The sequence below is a fragment of the Pedobacter changchengzhani genome (assembly GCF_004354365.1).
Taxonomy (GTDB): Bacteria; Bacteroidota; Bacteroidia; order Sphingobacteriales; family Sphingobacteriaceae; genus Pedobacter; species Pedobacter changchengzhani.
The window spans coordinates 1-19,535 of the sequence record NZ_SJCY01000004.1; the positions used below are offsets into that span (position 1 = coordinate 1).

Below are 19,535 nucleotides of genomic sequence, written 5' to 3' on the forward strand. Positions count from 1 at the left end.
ATAAAATATTTAGGTGCCTATATCGGCGGTGTCCACCTCTTCCCATTCCGAACAGAGAAGTTAAGCCCGCCAGAGCCGATGGTACTGCAGTAACATGTGGGAGAGTAGGTCGGTGCCAAATCTTAAAGAAGCCCCTTAACGAAAGTTATGGGGCTTTCTTGTTTTTATTGCAAATCCCGAAAAAAAATTATCAGTACTTCCCTCCCGGTAGCTATCGGGACCGAACAGAGAAGTTAAGCCTGCCAGAGCCGATGGTACTGCCTGGTGCATTGGCGTGGAAGTCCCGCATCCGCGGGATAAAATCCGGTCGGTGCCAAATCTTAAAATGCAGCAGTGCACGTTAACGGAAAACCTTTCAGCTAAAGCTGGAGGGTTTTTTCCGTTCACGACCTTTTTTTTGCATTGCATACTGCCGGATGGAAGTTCACTGTCTGTGGTCCCGTCTTTGTATGTCAGCCTCTGCCTTCCCGATATGCACCGGGACCGGAACGGGAAATAAAGCCCGCCAATCCCTGTGGTACTGTCCTGGTACATTGGAGTGGAAGTTCCCGCATCTGCGGGATAAAATCCGGCCGGTGCCAGGTCATAAACACCCAAAGCGGTATTTAGCAAGAGATCCTTCAGCTAACGCTGGAAGTTTTTTTCGTTCATAACCTTTTTTCCCCGCTTCCCCCCGGTACCGCACCCGTATCAGATGGCCGTTCCTCAATTGACGGGACACTGCCCCCGGCCCGGGCTTTCCCCCCACGGTCCTTTGTTCATAAACCTGATGGGAACGGAAATCCTTTTTGGGAAATACGGATTCCCGTTCCATAACAAGATCCCCCAAAAAGATTGAAGCGGACAGCAGGAACAGGGCCCCGTTTGAAAAACTGCAACTGCTTTTCGAATGATTTGGATTAGAAGACTGCTTTTTTTTTATGTGCAAAGGCTTGAGATTTAAATCATAGTTTGAATAAAGCAACTATGGTATTTGAACCAAGAATTTTTTCGTTATTTGTTTTCGATAGTGTGAATTTTTGTAAAACTCATTGTGTGCAAATATGTTATTATAGTATTGATTGCCATTATATTTGGTTATATTTGTGCATAACACTATAAAAATATACAGATGAGTTTTTTTGCAGATAAGAGAAGGGAAGTAATGATGCATATTGAGAAATATATGCTAGAATCTATGGATACTTATTTAAAACCTATTGATACTAACTGGCAACCATCGGATTTTTTACCTGATTCTACAAGTGACACCTTTTACCAAGATATTAGAGATTTAAGAGATAATGCGAAAGATTTATCTTACGATCTTGTTGCTGTGTTAATTGGTGATACGATTACGGAAGAGGCTTTGCCTACTTATGAATCGTGGTTAGCGATGGTAGATGGGCACAGTGGGAATGAAGAGGGTGGTTGGATGAAGTGGGTGCGCCATTGGACGGCTGAGGAAAATAGACACGGAGATTTATTGAATAAATACTTATATCTTTCTGGACGAGTAAATATGCGTGAAATGGAGATTTCTACGCAATATTTGATAGCCGATGGTTTTGATATTGGCACAGGACATGACCCTTATAGAAATTTTATTTACACGAGTTTTCAAGAAATGGCAACTAATGTATCACACAGAAGGGTTGCTTCTTTGGCAAAAAAGGATGGCGATTCGTTATTATCTAAAATGTGCGGTGTAATTGCTTCTGATGAGGCGAGACATGCAAAAGCATATAAAGATTTTATGAATCGTATTTTTGAGGTTGACCCTAATGAAGCGATGTTGGCATTTGAAGATATGATGCGTAAGAAGATTGTGATGCCTGCGCATTTCTTGAGAGAAGTAGGTTTGAAAATTGGACAGACTTTTGGTCACTTTACAGATGCTGCACAACGTTTAGGTGTTTATACTGCTGTTGATTATGTAGAAATTATGCAACAGCTAATTGAAGACTGGAAAATTGAAGGTATGCAGGATTTGAATGATGCTGGAGAAAAAGCGAGAGATTATATTATGGCATTGCCTTCTCGTTTACTGCGTGTTGCAGAGCGTATGAAAAACCCTACAATGGATTATAAATTTAGCTGGATTGCTGGATAAAAAAATATAAATATGATAAAGCCAGTTACCAAAATGGTAACTGGCTTTTTTTTACTTAAATCTATCGTGGAAGGCTCTGTTTAGAGTTTCTATATGAGATGGATGCGCGATGCTGATTAAAGCTTTTGCTCTTTGTTTTAAGTTCATCCCAAATAAATTTACAGTTCCAAATTCAGTAATAATCCAATGTACATGGCCACGTGTGGTAACTACGCCAGCACCTTCTTTTAAAAAAGGGGTAATTCTAGATATGCCTTTATTGGTTATAGATGGTAGCGCAATAATTGGTTTCCCACCTTGAGATAGTGATGCACCTCGCATAAAATCCATTTGACCGCCAATGCCAGAATACTGATAAGTACCAATTGAATCTGCGCAAACTTGCCCTGTTAAATCGATTTCGATAGCACTATTGATGGCGATCATATCATTATTTTTTCTGATGATACTAGTGTCATTCACATAGCCTATATCTAACACTTCTATTTCAGGGTTATCATCAACAAAATCGTAAAGTTTTCTTGAGCCAGCCATAAAACTGGTGACAGATTTGCCTTTATTAATTTTTTTGAGACTGTTATTTATCGCACCATTTTGAATTAGTGGAATTACGCCATCAGACAGCATTTCTGTATGTAAGCCTAAATTTTTATGGTTGCTAAGGTTTTTTAAAACTTGATCTGGAATGGTACCAATACCCAGTTGTAAGGTTGAGCCATCATCAATTAAACTTGCAATGTTTTTTCCTATTTTGATAATTGCATCTGTTGCACCATCTTCGTAGTTAATTTCTGGTAGGTCGGCTTCGTGCCAAACCATACTATCTATTTGGTTGATGTGAATAAAACTGTCGCCGTGAGTGCGAGGCATTTTTGGGTTAACCTGTGCGATAATAAATTTGGCTACTTCTACGGCTGCTCTTGCAATATCTACTGAGGTGCCTAAGGAGCAATAACCATGTTTATCTGGTGGAGAAACATGAATTATAGCAACATCCACCGGTAGAATATTAGTTTTAAAGAGTTGAGGAATTTGACTTAAAAAAATAGGAACGTAATCGCCATAATTACTGTTTGCGATTTGTCGTGTGTTTGCAGAAACGAACAGGGAATTAATAAAAAAGCTTTTTCTATATTTCTCATCATTAAAATCAACATCGCCAAAACTGGTTATGCTCACCAATTCTACATCTTTTAATTCCTGATGTCTGTTTTGGAGTGCGTGGATGATATGAATAGGTGTGGCTGCACTGCCATGAATAAAAACACGTTGACCAGATTTAATATTTTTTACTGCATCTACTGCACTTATATAATTTAATTGTGACATTATTTTATGGTTTTTAATAAACGTGGCTAAGTTAAATACGGTGCTATAAAAAATGTATCATTATAGTATTGAAATAAAGTGATTTTTATTACAAATGATATTTGCTTTACATATTTCTTCTGTATTGTCCGCCAACCTCATAAAGTGCATTGCTTATTTGTCCTAAAGAACATACTTTACATACTTCCATTAGTTGTTCGAATATATTTTCGCCAGCTACAGCCGATTTTTGCAAGTTTTTTAATAGGTCTCGCGCTTTATCTTCATTCCGGGTTTTAAATTTTTCTAAGGCCGCGATCTGATATTGCTTTTCTTCTTCGGTTGCTCGAATTACTTCGCCAGGAATAATTGTTGGTGAACCATTTTTATTAAGGAACATATTTACACCAACAATCGGGAATTCACCGGAGTGTTTTAAAGTTTCATAATAAAGACTTTCTTCTTGGATTTGACCGCGCTGATACATGGTTTCCATTGCGCCCAAAACTCCACCACGATCGTTAATGCGTTTAAATTCTTCTAAAACTGCATTTTCAACTAAATCTGTTAATTCTTCGATAATGAAAGCGCCCTGAAGTGGGTTTTCATTTTTTGCCAAACCCAATTCTCTATTTATTATTAATTGTATGGCCATTGCCCTGCGTACAGAACCTTCGGTAGGTGTAGTAATTGCCTCGTCGTAGGCGTTAGTATGGAGCGAATTACAGTTATCATATATTGCGTACAAAGCTTGTAAGGTGGTTCGAATATCATTAAAGTCTATTTCTTGGGCGTGCAAGGATCTACCAGATGTTTGGATATGATATTTTAGTTTTTGAGAGCGCTCATTCCCTTTGTATTTATTTTTTATGGCTTTTGCCCAAATTCTGCGTGCCACGCGCCCGATTACTGCATATTCTGGATCTAATCCATTTGAAAAGAAGAAAGATAAATTCGGTGCAAAATCGTCGATATGCATGCCACGGCTTAAATAATATTCTACAAACGTAAATCCATTACTTAGCGTAAACGCCAATTGCGAGATTGGGTTTGCACCTGCTTCTGCAATGTGATAGCCTGAAATAGAAACTGAATAGAAATTTCTTACTTTTTCGTCGATAAAATATTTTTGAATATCGCCCATCATTCTTAAGGCAAATTCTGTTGAGAAAATACAGGTGTTTTGAGCTTGATCTTCTTTTAAAATATCGGCTTGGACAGTGCCACGAACGGCGCTGATGGAGTAGGCTTTAATTTGAGCATATACATCTGCTGGTAAAACCTGATCTCCGGTAACGCCTAAAAGCATTAATCCTAACCCGTCATTTCCTTTTGGCAATTCGCCTTGATAGGATGGTTTAGTTGCGTTTTTACTTTTGTAAATTGCTTCTATTTTCTGTTCAACTTCGTGCTGTAATTTATGTTCGATAATATATTTTTCGCATTGTTGATCGATGGCGACATTCATAAAAAAGCCTAACAACATTGGTGCAGGACCGTTAATTGTCATAGATACAGATGTAGATGTTGCACAAAGGTCGAAACCTGAATACAATTTCTTTGCATCATCTAACGTGGCGATACTTACACCAGAATTGCCAATTTTTCCATAAATATCTGGACGGGTATGAGGATCTTCGCCATAGAGTGTTACCGAATCAAAAGCTGTTGATAAACGGTGTGCAGGTTGACCAAAAGATACATAATGAAAGCGTTTATTGGTGCGTTCTGGCCCACCTTCACCGGCAAACATTCTAGTTGGGTCTTCACCATCTCTTTTTAATGGAAATACGCCTGCAGCGTAAGGAAATTCTCCAGGTAAATTTTCTGTAAGTAACCAACCCAAAATATCGCCCCAATCTTCATAGCGTGGTAAAGAAATTTTTGGAATGTTTAATTTCGATAACGATTCGTAAAATAAAGGTTGTTTAATCTCCTTATCTCTTACTTTATAAATAAAATACTCTTCTTTATAGGCCCTTTTTGTTTCTGGCCATTGGCGAAGTAAACGTTTGCAATTGCCATCGAGCTGTTCATCGAGAAAATCATAGGTTTCGTTTAAAGCCCCACCTAAATCCTCCCCGAAGGAGAGGACTTTTTTGGTATGTTGGACATTGCTATCGTTTAATAAGTCGATTACGCCTCGAAGTTGATAAAGTTTTCTAGCAATTTTACATTGTTTATCAACAAATTCATTATAAGTAGCACTCGCTTCGGCGATTTCTGATAGATAACGAATGCGATCAGGCGGAATAATGTAGATTTTCTCAGACTGATCTGAAGTCAACTCCATTTTTGCATTAAAATCGACACCTGTTTTAAGTTTTATTTGTTTCATTAAAGCCACAAATAAATTATTCATGCCAGGATCGTTAAACTGAGATGCCATTGTTCCATACACTGGAATTTCTTCATTTTTGGCATCAAACAAGTTATGATTTCTTTTATACTGCTTCCTAACATCGCGAAGTGCATCTAAAGCACCTCTTTTGTCGAATTTATTTATGGCAACTAAATCGGCAAAATCGAGCATATCAATTTTTTCGAGTTGTGTTGCTGCCCCAAATTCTGGAGTCATTACGTAAAGAGATACATCGCAATGCTCAGTTATTTCAGTATCTGACTGGCCGATACCTGAAGTTTCTACAATAATCAAATCGTAACCCGCTGCTTTACAAATGTCGATACTTTCTTGTACATTTTTAGAAAGCGCTAAATTTGCTTGTCTGGTAGCCAATGAACGCATGTAAACCCTTGGATTATTAATTGCATTCATTCTGATCCTATCGCCAAGCAAAGCACCACCAGTTTTTCTTTTAGATGGATCGACCGAAATAATGGCTAAAGTTTTATCTTCTACTTCAACCAAAAAGCGCCTAACTAGCTCATCAACTAACGATGATTTACCCGCGCCTCCGGTTCCGGTGATGCCTAAAACAGGCGTATTGTTGTTTTTAGAAAGTTTATTTAGTTCTGTTACAAAGCTTTGCGTGCCTTCGGGATCATTCTCTGCAATTGTTATCGCAGCGGCAATTGCTTTGGTATCTTGCTTCGGAATGGTTTGCAACTCATCGGTAATTGATGATTTGGTTACGTAATCCGTTTTTTGCAACATGTCGTTAATCATGCCCTGCAAACCCATTTTACGACCATCATCAGGTGAGTAGATTTTAGAAATTCCATAAGCTTGCAATTCTTCAATTTCTGTGGGGAGAATAACACCGCCACCACCAGCAAAAATTTTAATATGTCCAGAGCCTTTTTCTTTTAAAAGATCGTACATGTATTTAAAATATTCGATGTGTCCACCTTGGTAAGAAGTCATGGCAATACCTTGAACATCTTCTTGAATGGCACAATTTACAACCTCATCTACCGAACGGTTATGCCCTAAATGAATCACCTCAGCTCCTGACGATTGCAATATGCGGCGCATGATGTTTATGGTTGCGTCATGCCCATCAAACAGGGAAGCTGCAGTTAAAAAACGTATTTTATTTTTTGGCTTATAAATTTCTACTTGTTGCATTTTAAAGGATTTTAAGCGTAAATTGAGCGATAATTACGGCTTGGTCCACTTAATATTTGGTTTACAAATGTAGTAAATTATAAAGTTCGAAGCGTTTTAATAGCCGTGTAGATGTAAAATAAAAATATTTCTATATAACTTCTGCAACAACAAAAGTACTGCCACCTATAAATATCAAATCATTTATACTTGCTTGCTTTAAGGTTGCTTTTTTTGCTTCTATTACTGAAGCGAAACTATTGCCTTTTAAGTGATAGGCAGAAGCTTGAAATTTTAAATCCTCAGCATCTAAACCTCTTTCCAAATTAGGTTTACAAAAATAGTAACTTGCATTTTTAGGCATTAAAGCTAATACCTTTGAAATATCTTTATCGTTAACCATCCCAAAAACGACATGCAGCTTATCGAACTTAGTGGAATTGATATTTTTTACAACCTCAGTTATTCCGGCTTCATTGTGTCCTGTATCGCAAATTATAAGCGGGTTTTTTGCTAAAGTTTGCCAACGACCTTGTAAGCCAGTTAGTTTTTTAACCTGTTTTAACCCATCATAAATGGATGATGAATTAATTTTTATAGAAGAAGTTTCGTTTAACTTTTCGCAGGTTGCTAAAACCGTAAGGATATTTTTAGTTTGGTACGTGCCTGTTAAATCCGTTTTTAAATTTTCGAATTGCAATTGGTTATTTTTGAATACATCGAAATTGAGCACATTCCATTTTTTCTTCGCATTTTGAATGGTATATTCATCATCAGCAAAATATATTGGTGCATTGACCTCTTTTGCTTTATTGATAAAAACCGGTTTAGATTTAGATTGACTTTCGCCGATAACAACAGGAATATTGTGTTTAATAATTCCGGCTTTTTCTCCAGCAATTTCTCTAATTGTATTGCCGAGTAAATTGGTATGATCCAAACTAATGTTTGTTATTACCGAAATTTCTGGTGTAATCACGTTGGTAGAATCTAATCTCCCGCCCAAGCCAACCTCTATAACGGCTATGTCAACTTGATTTTTTGCGAAATGATCAAAAGCCATTGCAACGGTTACCTCAAAAAAAGAGGGTTTTAAATTTTCTATTAAATTTTGTTGATTTTTTACGAAAGACCGCACCTCAGCTTTGCTGATCATTTTACCGTTAATGCGGATGCGCTCGCGAAAATCTTTTAAGTGAGGGGAGGTGTACAAGCCTGTTTTATAGCCATGCGCTTGTAAAATTGAGGCCAACATGTGCGATGTAGATCCTTTTCCGTTGGTTCCGGCTATGTGGATACTTTTGAATTTTCGCTCTGGGTTAGCTAACGCATCACAAAGGGCAATTGTATTTGTTAAATCTTTTTTAAAAGCCGCTGCACCAATCCGAGTAAACATTGGTAGTTTACTGTATAGAAAATCGAGTGTTTGTTGGTAGTTCAATTTATAGGAATGTTTTATTTACTTCTTAACGTTAATAAAAAATCAGACATCGTTAGCATCTTAGTTTTACCGATTTTATTTAAATCTAATAGATCTTTATCTCCAGTTATTAAAAAATCTACATTTCCATCAATAGATAGTGAAAGTAAAAAATTATCCTTTGGATCTCTACAAATATTTACGACAGTTTTCACTTTGGTAAAATCGGCACATTCTTCGATAGTTTCAAGAAAGTTTTCGATCTCTAATTTAGAGAAGAATCTCTTAAACTTCTGACGATTTGCGACCTCAATGAATTCATCAAGTAACTCTGTACTGAATACTAAAATAATTTTACCTGAGAATAAGATGTTATCAATTTTAGCATAATCTTTTGTGATTAAAAAGCTGATCCAGAGATTTGTATCAATAACAATTCTTTTAGCTTTTCTCATAGCGCTTTGCCCTAACCAATTCCACCTCCCTTGTTATTTCTTCAAGCGATGGGGCAGATGCTGAGTTGGCTCTGAGCTTTTTAAGTACAGCTTTAAAACCATTTTTTGAGTTATCTTGAATTGAAATAAGATGTAAGCCAGCTAAATTTTTTAAAAGTTTAACAGCTTTGGGATTTAAAATATCGATTCTTAAAGTATCCATGAATCAAATTTAAGAAAAGAAACTCATGTTTGAAATAGTTAGAAAATGATTCGTGTTAGTATTTGTAGTTAACGGACCGTGAAACAAAAGTTTAGAAGGTCATTTTTAGTTCTGCTTCTCTTCGGTAAATTTCAAAAAGGTTTTTAAAAACCATAAAACAAAAGATAATTTAACTTTATCTGCCTCGCGTTTTAGAAGCTTCTTACAAAAGAAAATTATATTTCAGCAAGAGATATTTTGTACTGCCGACTTGATAACAGAAGATCTGCGACTAATAGATTGACTTCTTTACCAATTTATTAGGTAGAAAATAAAACTTATCATTCCTTAATTTACGCCAAATCTAAAAGTAACTACACCAGTTTGAGTTCTATTGTCATCACCTTCAGCTCTTTTTAATGAAGAACTCAATACAGCCTGAATACATTTATTCACCAATTTTGTATCCGTTGTTGTAGATCCTTTTAAATCTTGGGTTGCTTTAGTAATTTCGCCAGATCTATTAAAGTAAATGCGTATTGCAATTTTACCAGTTACTTGGCCATCATCTTTAGGTACGATCAGGTTTGCAAAGCGCCTAAATTCGATAGGTTTATTACCAAAACCACTACCACCTTCGCCATAATTATTGGCCAAAGGATCGCCATTTACCGAGCCTTGGTTACCTGGAGTTGTTCCTGTGCCATCACCTTGGCCTTGCCCGTTGTTTTTATTTCCTTTATATAACGCAGCTTGGTTTATCGTTTTTGTTGGTTTATCTTCTGATGTAGTTGTAGGCGTTGCATTGCTTACTTTTTTACTCTTGGTTGCAATACTCAACGCTTCTTCCGTATTTTGAGTTTGAATATCTTTATCGCTTGTTTGAGCGGTGGTTTTTGTAACCACTTTTTCATCAGGCACAACTTTATCAGGTAACTTATTATTTGCATTTGGCGCCATTGAAGGCTCTTCCACACTCGTATAATCATCGCCCATTCCTGTAATGGCAGTACCATAATTTACCACCATGCCGCCCATACCTGGTTGTTCTGCAGGTTGAAAAGCTCCAATTACTAAGAAAAAGCTTATCAATAACAAAATACCCATTATACCAGTGGCTATTGCCACTGCTTTTGGATAATTATTTTCTTCTTGTTTAATATTGTCTAATTGATAATTCATTACTTTTTAGGCTCTACTGCCAAAACAAGCTTTAATTTTAAAGTATTGGCCACATCGTATGCTTTCATAATATTTTCTGCCGGAACACTTTTGGCAACATACAAAATAATTGTTAAATCGGGGGCTGCCTTTTGATAAACTTCTATTGCAGTTTGTAAATCTTCAATATTTGTCATTTTCTTTTCGACATAATATTTTAAATTCTCATCTATGGCTACCGTAACGGCTTTTTTTGATGTTGACTGTTGACCACTGGATGACTGAGGTAGTAACAGTTTAACAACCTGGGGGTTAACCACTGCCGATGCCAGCAGAAAAAACAACATTAAAAAGAACATAATGTCGTTTAATGCTGATGTGTGCACTTCTACAGTGCCTTTTGTTCTTTTGCGTAGATTCATTATTTACTCGGTTCTTCTAACAAATCAATAAAATCAATGGCATCGGTTTCCATTCTTAAAATAATTCTTTCTACCATCATATTTAAAATATGATAAAGAATGTAAGCAATAATACCAACGATTAATCCAGATGCAGAGGTTATCATTTTGGTATATAATCCGCCTGAAATAGTCCCTATTTCGATAACGCCTTTAATTGATACTTGATGAAAAATAGCAATTACACCAATAATTGTACCCACGAAACCAAGCATTGGCGCAATACCTGCCACAATACCCAAAACATTAATATTCTTCTCTAATTTAGAAACTTCTAGCTTGCCAACATTTTCAATTGCACCTTCTATATCTTTTATTGGTCGGCCAATTCGCTTTAAGCCTTTTTGTAGCATTCTAGAAAGTGGAGAATTATTATTCTTTAGTAGTGACATTGCGCCATCTAAGTTTCCAGAATGGATGTAAGAACGTATTTGACCAATTAAATTTGATTCATCTTTTGTTGCCTTTTTAATAGTTAAATATCTTTCTACAAAAATAACTAATGCTAAAAATGCCAAAATAGCCAATGGAACCATTACCCATCCACCCATAAATAGCAAATCGATAAAGTGCAGTTCGGGAGTTGGTTTTGTTAAGGCTTGATTAACCGCGCTTGCAGTATCTTGTAATGCTTGTGTTGTGTCTTGAATTAATAAAGTGATCATTTATGGTTGCGTATTTATCTGTTTAATGTCTAATTCTTTTATTTTAACTTTTTTACTTAATGCTGGCCTGGCATCTAAAGCTTCCTGTTCTGTTTTAAATGAGGCAATACTCACTTTTTTATAAGGACCTTCCACAGGTACAATTTTAGCAGTGATGCCGTAGCCTTTCATTTGTTTAACAAACCTCTCGGCCATTTTTGTTGTTCTAAACGATGCGCCAATTACTTCAAAAGTTGTTTCCAATTTTTTGGAATTATTGGCTATTAATTTTGATGTATCTGCTTTGTTTGGTACCAAATTTACCTTTAAAATACTATCGGCTTTTGCAATCGAATCTTGTTTAATTTTGGTTGTATCTGGTATAATAACGGTACGATTAGGAATTATTGCAATACTAGGCTTTTCTTTTGTTGCACTATTAAATAATTCTGGCTTATACAAATAGGTTAAACCTGCAATGATTAGCAATACCAAAATTGCGATAAGAATTTTAGGCCAAATTGATTTAGGTTTTTCTTCTTCATTTGTAGTCAAAGGGTCGTTTCCGAAACGGTTGGGATGCTCTTCATGCTGTTCTTTAATAAATTCTGGGACATCAGATGCAGGGAGCTCTTCTTGTTTATCTTCTTCTAAATTAACATAAGTTTTCGCTAATTCCTGCTCCGCCTCTGGCTGATGACCAAATTGGTTTGGATGCGCCTCATGTTGCTCCTTTATAAATTCTGGTGTTTCAATAATTGTTTCGGGGATGGATTCGGCGTGGCTTAAAGTGTTTTTTAAATCATCTCTAACCTCATCTAAATCAACATTTTCAATTATTGGCTCAACTATTGGCGTAACGTTATTTAATATTTCTGTTGATTCTTTGTCCTCCTCAACAATTATATTTTCATCTTCTACAGCGGATTCAGTATTGGCCATTTGATCAACTTCCTCTTGATGAATTTCTGGAAGAACTGGCAGTCCAAAAAATTCTGAACCATAATTTATCTTCTTAGCGGGTTCAAAACTCAATCCATCGGCCTCTGTATAAAATAGGCGACCAATATTTGTAAGTACGGCTTCGTGTTCTAATTCTAATTTTTGATTGATTTCTTCAATAAATTGATCAACAAAATATTGAGCGCTATCTGCAGAAATATTCCTTTTTTCGGCGATGTAGCTAACTAGTATATCGGCGTTTTTTACTTCGGGTGTAAATTGCAAAGTAAAACTTGGTGGTACAAAAGACTTTTGTTCTTTGTCGTATTTCCCAGCAAATTTCTTTTTATACAGTGTGCCTAAGCCGGTAATGCCAACTTCTTTGTTTTGCAACAAAATTTCCTCAAGGTATAAAATGATATCCATGGCGGTAAAATTAGCGTTTTATTCTAAATCAACACAATATTAATTTTTTGCTTAGAATGAATAGGTTAGTCCTCCAAACATATTGAAACCATTTACTTGATAATATAAATATTTGCTGTAGTTGGTGTTTAAAAGATTGTTTGCCTTTGCAAAAACCGAAAACTTATTGTTAATTCTATATTCGGCACCAATACCTAAATCTACAAAACCCTTAACTGTTACAATAGATTCTATTGCTGTATTTGGCATTGTATATAAACCAGCTGGAACAGGCGCAGCTGTGTATATTTTAGCTTTTGTATCATCTTGAATAACTACAGCGGCGTTAAAACTCAATTTTTTATTGTAAGTATATTAAAAGTTTGAGCTTACTTTTAATCCTGGTTTAAACCAACTATATGTTTCTTGTGATGTTTTATAATCATCAAGGTTTAGCTTACCAGTCCATTTTAATTCATCGCTAACTTGAACAGAAATTTCACCCTCAATTCCGGTTATTTTTGTTTTCCCGAAATCGTAAATCACATCGAACTTATTAAAATCAGTGAAGTTATTAACGAAAAGTGGCATATCTTCTATCTGTTTTACATAAAAACGAGCTTTATATCCAAAACCGGCACCACCTGTGCCTTTAATGCCAGCGCTGATAGTTAATTTTTCTACAGCGTTTTTAATGTTGATGTTTTGGTTAAGCCAAGGGTTTTCGTCGGTAAAGCTTTTTAACGAACTGCGATTTACATCACCTTTAACTTCTCCAAAAATTTGTAAATAATCAGGAATTAGCGTAAAATCTGCAGTAATTGCAGGGAAGATTCTAGCGCTTTTCGCTGCGCCAAACTCGTTTACAAAATTAAGACCTGCAGTTACCTTTACTCCTTCAAGCTGTAAGCGTATATAAGGGTTTAAACGTAAAATATTATTCCCCACACTGGTTAAGGCATCTTTAGTACTTCCAAACTCTGTTGATGCAGCTACACCTAAATTGAAAGAATTAATTCTTTTATTTAAGTAGCCGTTTAAGGTGAAGTAACTTTCTTTGGCGCTAAATTTATCGGTCCACACGTATCCATTTGCTTTTAAAGCATAACTCAAAGCATCATCACTTTCATGATAATTTTTAATCAATTCGCCTTCAGCTTCGAATAATGTTAAAGCTTGTTTTTCTGGATTGGTGTTAAATGTTGGTCGGGCATCATCAATACCATAAAAATAGGTGCCATTCCGTTCGAAATTAATGCGTCCGCTTATTGTATTTTCATCTAAAATGCTTCTTCCGAAAACACTTAATTGCTGGTAACTGCTATTTTGCTTGTTTAATTTCCCATTTTGACTAAAATGTTTGAAATATCCACCTGCTTGTAAACTTTCATCTTTACCTAAGTTAATGTACACTTCGCCTAACAAGGTAGAAAGATTGCCAATACCACCTTTAACGTAATTGTTGATTAATTCTGTTTCCTTTTCGGCTGCTAATTGTTGAGCTTGGAGTTTTTGAATATCACTATTTAGTTCTAATTTACGATCAGTAATGCTATAATTTAATTTTGCTTTGTAGATTTTTACATCGTTTAAGTTTGGACTACGACGTAATTTAACGGCTTCTGCTAAAATGGGTTTATACGGACGCACAACTTCAATTTCTTCTTTAACGGTAACATTCTCTTCTTTTTTATCTTGCGCATTTACTGTTGATAAGCCAGCAACAAGCAAAAATAATGAGCTGTATAAATATTTAATCGACTTCATAATTTTACTTCTTCTGGTTTAATTTTTCCAATTTTTGTTTTGCTGTCGCGATGATGTCGTCAGTTTTGTTTCCGTAATTATCGATAATGCTCAGCAATGTACTTTTTGCTTGTAGATTATCTTTTAGAGCAACATAGTTATCCGATAGTAGAATAAAAGATTTTGCTACCCAATAATCGTAAGATGGCATATTATTAATTAAATCGAAGCATGTTTTTTGTGATGTTTTGTAATCGCCTTTGGTGTACTCCAATAATGCTAAATTATATTTAGCCTCTGCAGCGGCAATAGTTTTAGTAACCGAAACTACGTATCTAAACTCTTTAATGGCCGTGGTGGTATCACCTTTTAATAAATATGCTTTACCAGCGAAAAGTCCTGAACTGTTTTTTTCTTCTTCTGATGCTTTTTCAGATTCTTTAGTGAGTTGGGCATATTTGAGCATGTCATCGGGCATATTTAAAGCGGTGTAAGCTTTTAATAAATTGTTAATGGCATAGCTGTAGTTTGATTTATAATCGGTTGTAGTTTCTAACCTTTTTAAATAAACAACAGCCTCGTTATATTTCTTTTGGTTGAGAAAAAGTTGAGAAATGCTCAACAAAGAACGTTCAGTGTAATCGCTCGTCCAATCATTCAAAATAAATTCATAATCGGCAATTGCTTCGTCGGGTCTTTTCAGTTTTACTAAAGATTCTGCTCTAATAAACTTGCCTTCTTTTTCGTGTATTGGTTTAGGAAATTTATCGAAATAAGCATTAATCGCTAAAAAAGCAGCATTTGCATCGCCTTTTAAATAAAGGTTATTTGCTGCGCTAAAAACGATGTTATCTTGTTCGGCGTTGGTGTAATTTCCTAAAGGTGTAGTGCCCGCGTAGGTAATAAAACCATCGGCATCGCCCTTGTCTATATAAATATTTTTTATCGATTCTAAAGCTTGCTTAGCTTCATCGGCACTAGGATAATCTCTAATTACTTTTTTAAATGATTCTAAAGCCGAATCGTCCTGATCTTGGTTGTACTGAACTAAGCCAATGGTAACTAAGGCTTTAGGTACGTAACTGCTTCGAGGATATTTCGCAACCAAATCAACTAAGTCAGATTTAGATTTATCGAAATCGCCTTTGTTGAAATAAGTATAAGCGGTTTCGAAACCAGCATCATCTGCATAATTAGAATTTGGAAATTGCTTTAACAAACTCTGCATGGTGGCAATTTTGGTATCGTAATCTTTCTGCAAACCTTGTATCATTCCTTTTTGGAAAAGGGCATAATCCTCGGAAGTTGTTTTTCGTTTAATAATGGTATTGTAATTCGCTAAGGCATCGCCATAGTTTTTATTTACAAAATAAGAATCGGCTAAGCGAATTGTGGCATCATCTACAGTTTTTTGATCTTTATCGTTGCCCGCTAAAAACTTCTCAAAGTAATTGGCTGCCTTGGTATATTTTTCATCTTCGAAAGCCGCATAAGCCAAAGCATAATTGGCAAAGTTGTAAATACCGGTTTTATCGGCACCGGGCATTTGCATAAACGATTCGAAAGTTTTAACGGCTTCGGCGTATTTGCGGAGTTCGTACATGGATTCCCCTTTCCAATAGGCCGATAACGCGCTAATTTCATTGTCTAAAGGATACTTCTCAGAACGCAAAAACATTGATAACGCATTAGGAAACGCTCTTTCATTATAAAATTCCAATCCGCGGAAATAAGTAACCTTTTGATAAGCTTCTTGCGCCTCGGTGGTTTTATTGGGCATTGGTTCTAAAATATCAATAGCTGCTTGGTAGTTTTTAGTGGTTAATAATACCTCGGCCAGTAAAGTTTTAACTTCGTTTAACCTTTTAGAATTAGGAAAAGTTTTTAAGAAATTCTGCGTAGCATCGAGCGCCTGTTGATGAAATTCTAATTCGTAACTTAGTTTGGCATAGTTAAACCATGCTTCCTCTTGTATTCCTTTATCAAAAGTTAAGCGCGAGGCCCTGAAAAAAGCACCCTGAGCTTTAGCTTTATCGCCTAATTGTAAATACGTTTTACCCAAAGTATGCATTCCATTTTGCAGGTAAATATCGTCTGTATTTAATTTTTCTAAAACGGTAACGGCTTGGGTATATTTTTTATTTTGAAAAAGCGTATATCCATATTGGTAAATAAAAAGATTGTTCTTGCTTTCGCCTTTATCTTTAGCGTAAAACGCTGCGAAATATTTCTCGGCATTTTTAAAATCCGATTGCGCAAAATACGACGCTGCAACTAAACTTAACATTTCGGGTTCAAATTGCTGTTTTGTTTTGGCCATTGCAGGTATTGCGTATGCAATTACATCATCATAGTGTTCGTCCAAATAATACATTGATGTAATGTAGTATGGATAACTGGCTTCATAAGTAGGGGAGCCTTTAAGCTTTTCGAAATTGGCAAGTGCCGTTTTATATTCGCGGTTTAAGTAATTGATATAGGCGAAATAATATGTAGCGCTTTCTTGATAAGCACCTTTCTCTTTTTTTACCTGCTCAAATAAAGGCTCGGCTTTTTCAAAATTCTTTTGTTCGAAGTAAGAATAACCTTGCTTAAATTGGTATTCGTTACGTTGTTTGCCTGAAAGTGAAGACGGATCTGTTTTTTCGAACCATTCTAATGCTTTGGTGTAGTTTTTTTGATTAAAATAAGTTTTACCCACGTAAAAGTAAGCAAGCTTGGTATTCGGATTTAACGGATAATCGCGAATAAAATCTTGAAACAAACTCTCGGCATCACTATTGGTTAGCTCTAAAGCGCAAACCGCAGCATAAAATTTTGCATTTTCCTTTAGTAAAGATAATTCTGCGTTACTTTCTGATTGCGTAGAAGGTTTGTTCGATTGCTTTTCTACTATTTTAAACTGCTCTGCAGTAGCGTTAAATTTCTCTTTATCTAGTAATTCTAATCCGGTTTGATAATTTTTATTGAGGTTTTGAACTGCGCTAACTTGAGCGTAAGTAACAAAACTTCCTGCTAAAAATAGCGGAATCAGTAAGTATCTTTTATGCATTTGTTTCAAATATGGTTGCTACTAAACTAAGGAATTTACTCCAATGTTATCAACATAAGTAATTAACAACTGTTGATAACACAAATTAACGGAAGTATCTTCAATTTGGTATAGTTTAAATGCCGAATGTGGAAAAAAGAGAGGGGGATTGGTGAAATGATTGATTGTTGAGTTGTTTTTATTGTTAAATTGTTAAATTGTTTGATTGTTGGCGATAATTAAAAAGGCATAACAAGTCTATTTTTATATTGGCAGTAATTTAAACTATTAAAAAGTTAAGCGATGATGGTGTGCGCATGAATAATATTGCTGCCTTCGGTAATTGCTTTGTATGCTAAATAATAAAACCTTCCGTTAACAAACGGCGATTAAGGTTTGAAAATTGATGATATTTATGTTTTAGCTAATAACTTTCGACGCCAAAACTAAAATTTTCTTGGTATCAAATAATGGTTTTGGCACTTTTTAGGAACTTATCATTCAAAACTCATCATCAAATAGGGGTTTTGGCACTCGCTAAGAACTTATCACTCAACACTTATCACTCAACACTAAAAACGCATCATCAAATAGGGGTTTTGGCACTCGCTAAGAACTTATCATTCAACACTCATCACTCATCACTCAACACTCATCACTAAAAAAAACTACCCTTGGCTTGCCAACAAGTACAACACCGCCATTCTAACGGCAACACCGTTTTCTACCTGTTCTAAAATGATAGATTGCTTGCTGTCGGCAACATCACTGGTAATTTCTACGCCACGGTTAATTGGTCCGGGGTGCATTACAATAATTTCTTTATTTAAATTATCCAGTATTTGCTTGTTTAAGCCGTACATCATCGCATATTCTCGTAATGATGGGAAGTATTTAATGTCTTGGCGTTCTAACTGAATGCGCAACATGTTTGCCACGTCGCACCAATTTAACGCCTTTATTAGGTTGTGTTCAACTTTTACCCCAAGTGCTTCAATGTGTTTTGGAATTAAAGTTGTTGGGCCGCAAACCATTACTTCTGCGCCTAATTGTTGCAGACAAAGAATGTTTGATATGGCAACTCTTGAGTGTAAAATGTCGCCCACAATAACCACTTTTTTGCCTTCTACATCGCCCAGTTTTTGGCGGATGGAAAAAGCATCGAGTAAGGCTTGCGTGGGGTGTTCATGTGCGCCATCTCCTGCGTTAACAATTTGAGCTTTTATGTGTTTGCTCAAAAACTGACCCGCGCCTGCATACGGATGACGCATCACTACCATATCCACTTTCATCGATAGGATGTTGTTTACGGTATCGATTAAAGTTTCGCCTTTACTTACTGATGAGGAAGATGCAGCGAAGTTGACCACATCGGCCGAAAGCCTTTTTTCGGCCAACTCGAAAGAAAGTTTTGTACGGGTAGAATTTTCGAAAAATATGTTGGCAATGGTAATATCGCGTAATGAAGGCACTTTTTTAATTGGCCTATTAATTACATCTTTAAAATTATCTGCAGTTTCGAAAATGAGTTCTATATCGTTCCGGTTAATATCTTTAATGCCTAAAAGATGTCGGGTGGATAATCTGTCTGCTGCCATTTTTATATTATTGCTTTTCTGATAATAAAATTACTTTATCTTCTGCGCCCTCACTTGCCCAAGTTACCACTACTTTTTGCGAATCTAAGCTATCTACCTTTTTGCCGATGTAATCAGGTTCAATAGGTAAATGCCTGCTAAATCTCCGATCGATAAGAACTAAAAGCTCTACTTTTTCTGGTCGGCCATAAGCCAAAAGTGCATCCAACGCGGCTCTAATTGTTCTGCCTGTCCAAAGTACATCATCAATTAGCACAACTTTTTTATTTTCGATGATAAAATCGATAGAGTTACTGTTAGCGGTAACCAAGCCATCTTTACGACGAAAATCATCGCGGAAGAAAGTGATGTCGAGGTTTCCTTTTTTAAGGTTATCGATTTTAAGGATGCTTTGGAGTTCCTGATGAATTCGATCTGCTAAATAAATTCCCCTAGGTTGAATTCCAATTAAAACGGTATTAGAAAAATCGTCGTGGTTTTCAATTAATTGATGGCAAAGCCTCTTAATTGTAATCTGAATTTTTTGTCCGTCGAGAAGTGTTTTCTTTTGCATTTTAGAAGGATTGGGCAAATATAAGTTTAA

General features: G+C 36.0%; 15 protein-coding genes and 1 rRNA gene. 2 read left to right on the forward strand and 14 right to left on the reverse strand.

Going from position 1 to position 19,535, the window contains the following annotated elements; translation table 11 throughout:
• Positions 1-9 precede the first annotated feature (9 nt).
• Both rrf and EZJ43_RS07150 read left to right on the forward strand, forming a co-directional pair.
• A 5S ribosomal RNA gene (rrf, locus tag EZJ43_RS07145) occupies positions 10-121 on the forward strand.
• Between the two features lie 990 nt (positions 122-1,111).
• Positions 1,112-2,092, forward strand: a complete 981-nt coding sequence (locus EZJ43_RS07150) for an acyl-ACP desaturase (RefSeq protein WP_133262027.1) — start codon at positions 1,112-1,114, stop codon at positions 2,090-2,092.
• 51 nt (positions 2,093-2,143) lie between these two features.
• Here EZJ43_RS07150 and EZJ43_RS07155 read toward each other — a convergent pair whose 3' ends face one another.
• The 14 genes from EZJ43_RS07155 to pyrR form a co-directional block, all read right to left on the reverse strand.
• Entirely contained in the window at positions 2,144-3,421 is a 1,278-nt protein-coding gene (locus tag EZJ43_RS07155) for an acetyl-CoA hydrolase/transferase family protein (RefSeq protein ID WP_133262028.1), read from the reverse strand.
• 106 nt (positions 3,422-3,527) lie between these two features.
• Positions 3,528-6,929 (reverse strand): methylmalonyl-CoA mutase family protein, encoded by a 3,402-nt coding sequence (locus EZJ43_RS07160; protein WP_133262029.1) that lies wholly within the window; start codon positions 6,927-6,929, stop codon positions 3,528-3,530.
• 130 nt (positions 6,930-7,059) lie between these two features.
• Entirely contained in the window at positions 7,060-8,304 is a 1,245-nt protein-coding gene (locus EZJ43_RS07165) for a bifunctional folylpolyglutamate synthase/dihydrofolate synthase (protein ID WP_133262030.1), read from the reverse strand.
• Positions 8,305-8,363: 59 nt separating this feature from the next.
• Positions 8,364-8,783 carry a putative toxin-antitoxin system toxin component, PIN family gene (locus EZJ43_RS07170; protein ID WP_133262031.1) on the reverse strand — a complete coding sequence of 140 codons (420 nt, stop codon included), beginning with the start codon at positions 8,781-8,783 and terminating at the stop codon, positions 8,364-8,366.
• Positions 8,770-8,985 carry a hypothetical protein gene (locus EZJ43_RS07175; protein ID WP_133262032.1) on the reverse strand — a complete coding sequence of 72 codons (216 nt, stop codon included), beginning with the start codon at positions 8,983-8,985 and terminating at the stop codon, positions 8,770-8,772. The genes EZJ43_RS07170 and EZJ43_RS07175 overlap by 14 nt, the downstream gene beginning before the upstream one ends.
• A gap of 327 nt (positions 8,986-9,312) precedes the next feature.
• Positions 9,313-10,146 (reverse strand): energy transducer TonB, encoded by an 834-nt coding sequence (locus EZJ43_RS07180; RefSeq protein ID WP_133262033.1) that lies wholly within the window; start codon positions 10,144-10,146, stop codon positions 9,313-9,315.
• Positions 10,146-10,547, reverse strand: coding sequence for an ExbD/TolR family protein (locus EZJ43_RS07185; protein WP_133262034.1), 402 nt, complete (start codon positions 10,545-10,547; stop codon positions 10,146-10,148). Before EZJ43_RS07185 ends, EZJ43_RS07180 begins: the two co-directional genes overlap by 1 nt.
• Entirely contained in the window at positions 10,547-11,251 is a 705-nt protein-coding gene (locus tag EZJ43_RS07190) for a MotA/TolQ/ExbB proton channel family protein (protein WP_133262035.1), read from the reverse strand. The genes EZJ43_RS07185 and EZJ43_RS07190 overlap by 1 nt, the downstream gene beginning before the upstream one ends.
• Positions 11,252-12,598, reverse strand: a complete 1,347-nt coding sequence (locus tag EZJ43_RS07195) for an HU domain-containing protein (RefSeq protein ID WP_133262036.1) — start codon at positions 12,596-12,598, stop codon at positions 11,252-11,254.
• A 51-nt stretch (positions 12,599-12,649) separates the two neighbouring features.
• Entirely contained in the window at positions 12,650-12,934 is a 285-nt protein-coding gene (locus EZJ43_RS17470; RefSeq protein WP_243718053.1) for a TonB-dependent receptor, read from the reverse strand.
• An 18-nt stretch (positions 12,935-12,952) separates the two neighbouring features.
• The gene (locus EZJ43_RS07200; RefSeq protein ID WP_243718054.1) at positions 12,953-14,344 is read right to left on the reverse strand and encodes a TonB-dependent receptor; all 1,392 of its coding nucleotides are present in this window, start codon (positions 14,342-14,344) and stop codon (positions 12,953-12,955) included.
• A 4-nt stretch (positions 14,345-14,348) separates the two neighbouring features.
• The gene (locus EZJ43_RS07205) at positions 14,349-17,375 is read right to left on the reverse strand and encodes a tetratricopeptide repeat protein (protein ID WP_133262037.1); all 3,027 of its coding nucleotides are present in this window, start codon (positions 17,373-17,375) and stop codon (positions 14,349-14,351) included.
• 647 nt (positions 17,376-18,022) lie between these two features.
• Positions 18,023-18,952 carry an aspartate carbamoyltransferase catalytic subunit gene (locus EZJ43_RS07210; protein ID WP_207924582.1) on the reverse strand — a complete coding sequence of 310 codons (930 nt, stop codon included), beginning with the start codon at positions 18,950-18,952 and terminating at the stop codon, positions 18,023-18,025.
• A 7-nt stretch (positions 18,953-18,959) separates the two neighbouring features.
• The gene (gene pyrR / locus EZJ43_RS07215; RefSeq protein ID WP_133262039.1) at positions 18,960-19,505 is read right to left on the reverse strand and encodes a bifunctional pyr operon transcriptional regulator/uracil phosphoribosyltransferase PyrR; all 546 of its coding nucleotides are present in this window, start codon (positions 19,503-19,505) and stop codon (positions 18,960-18,962) included.
• Positions 19,506-19,535 lie beyond the last annotated feature (30 nt).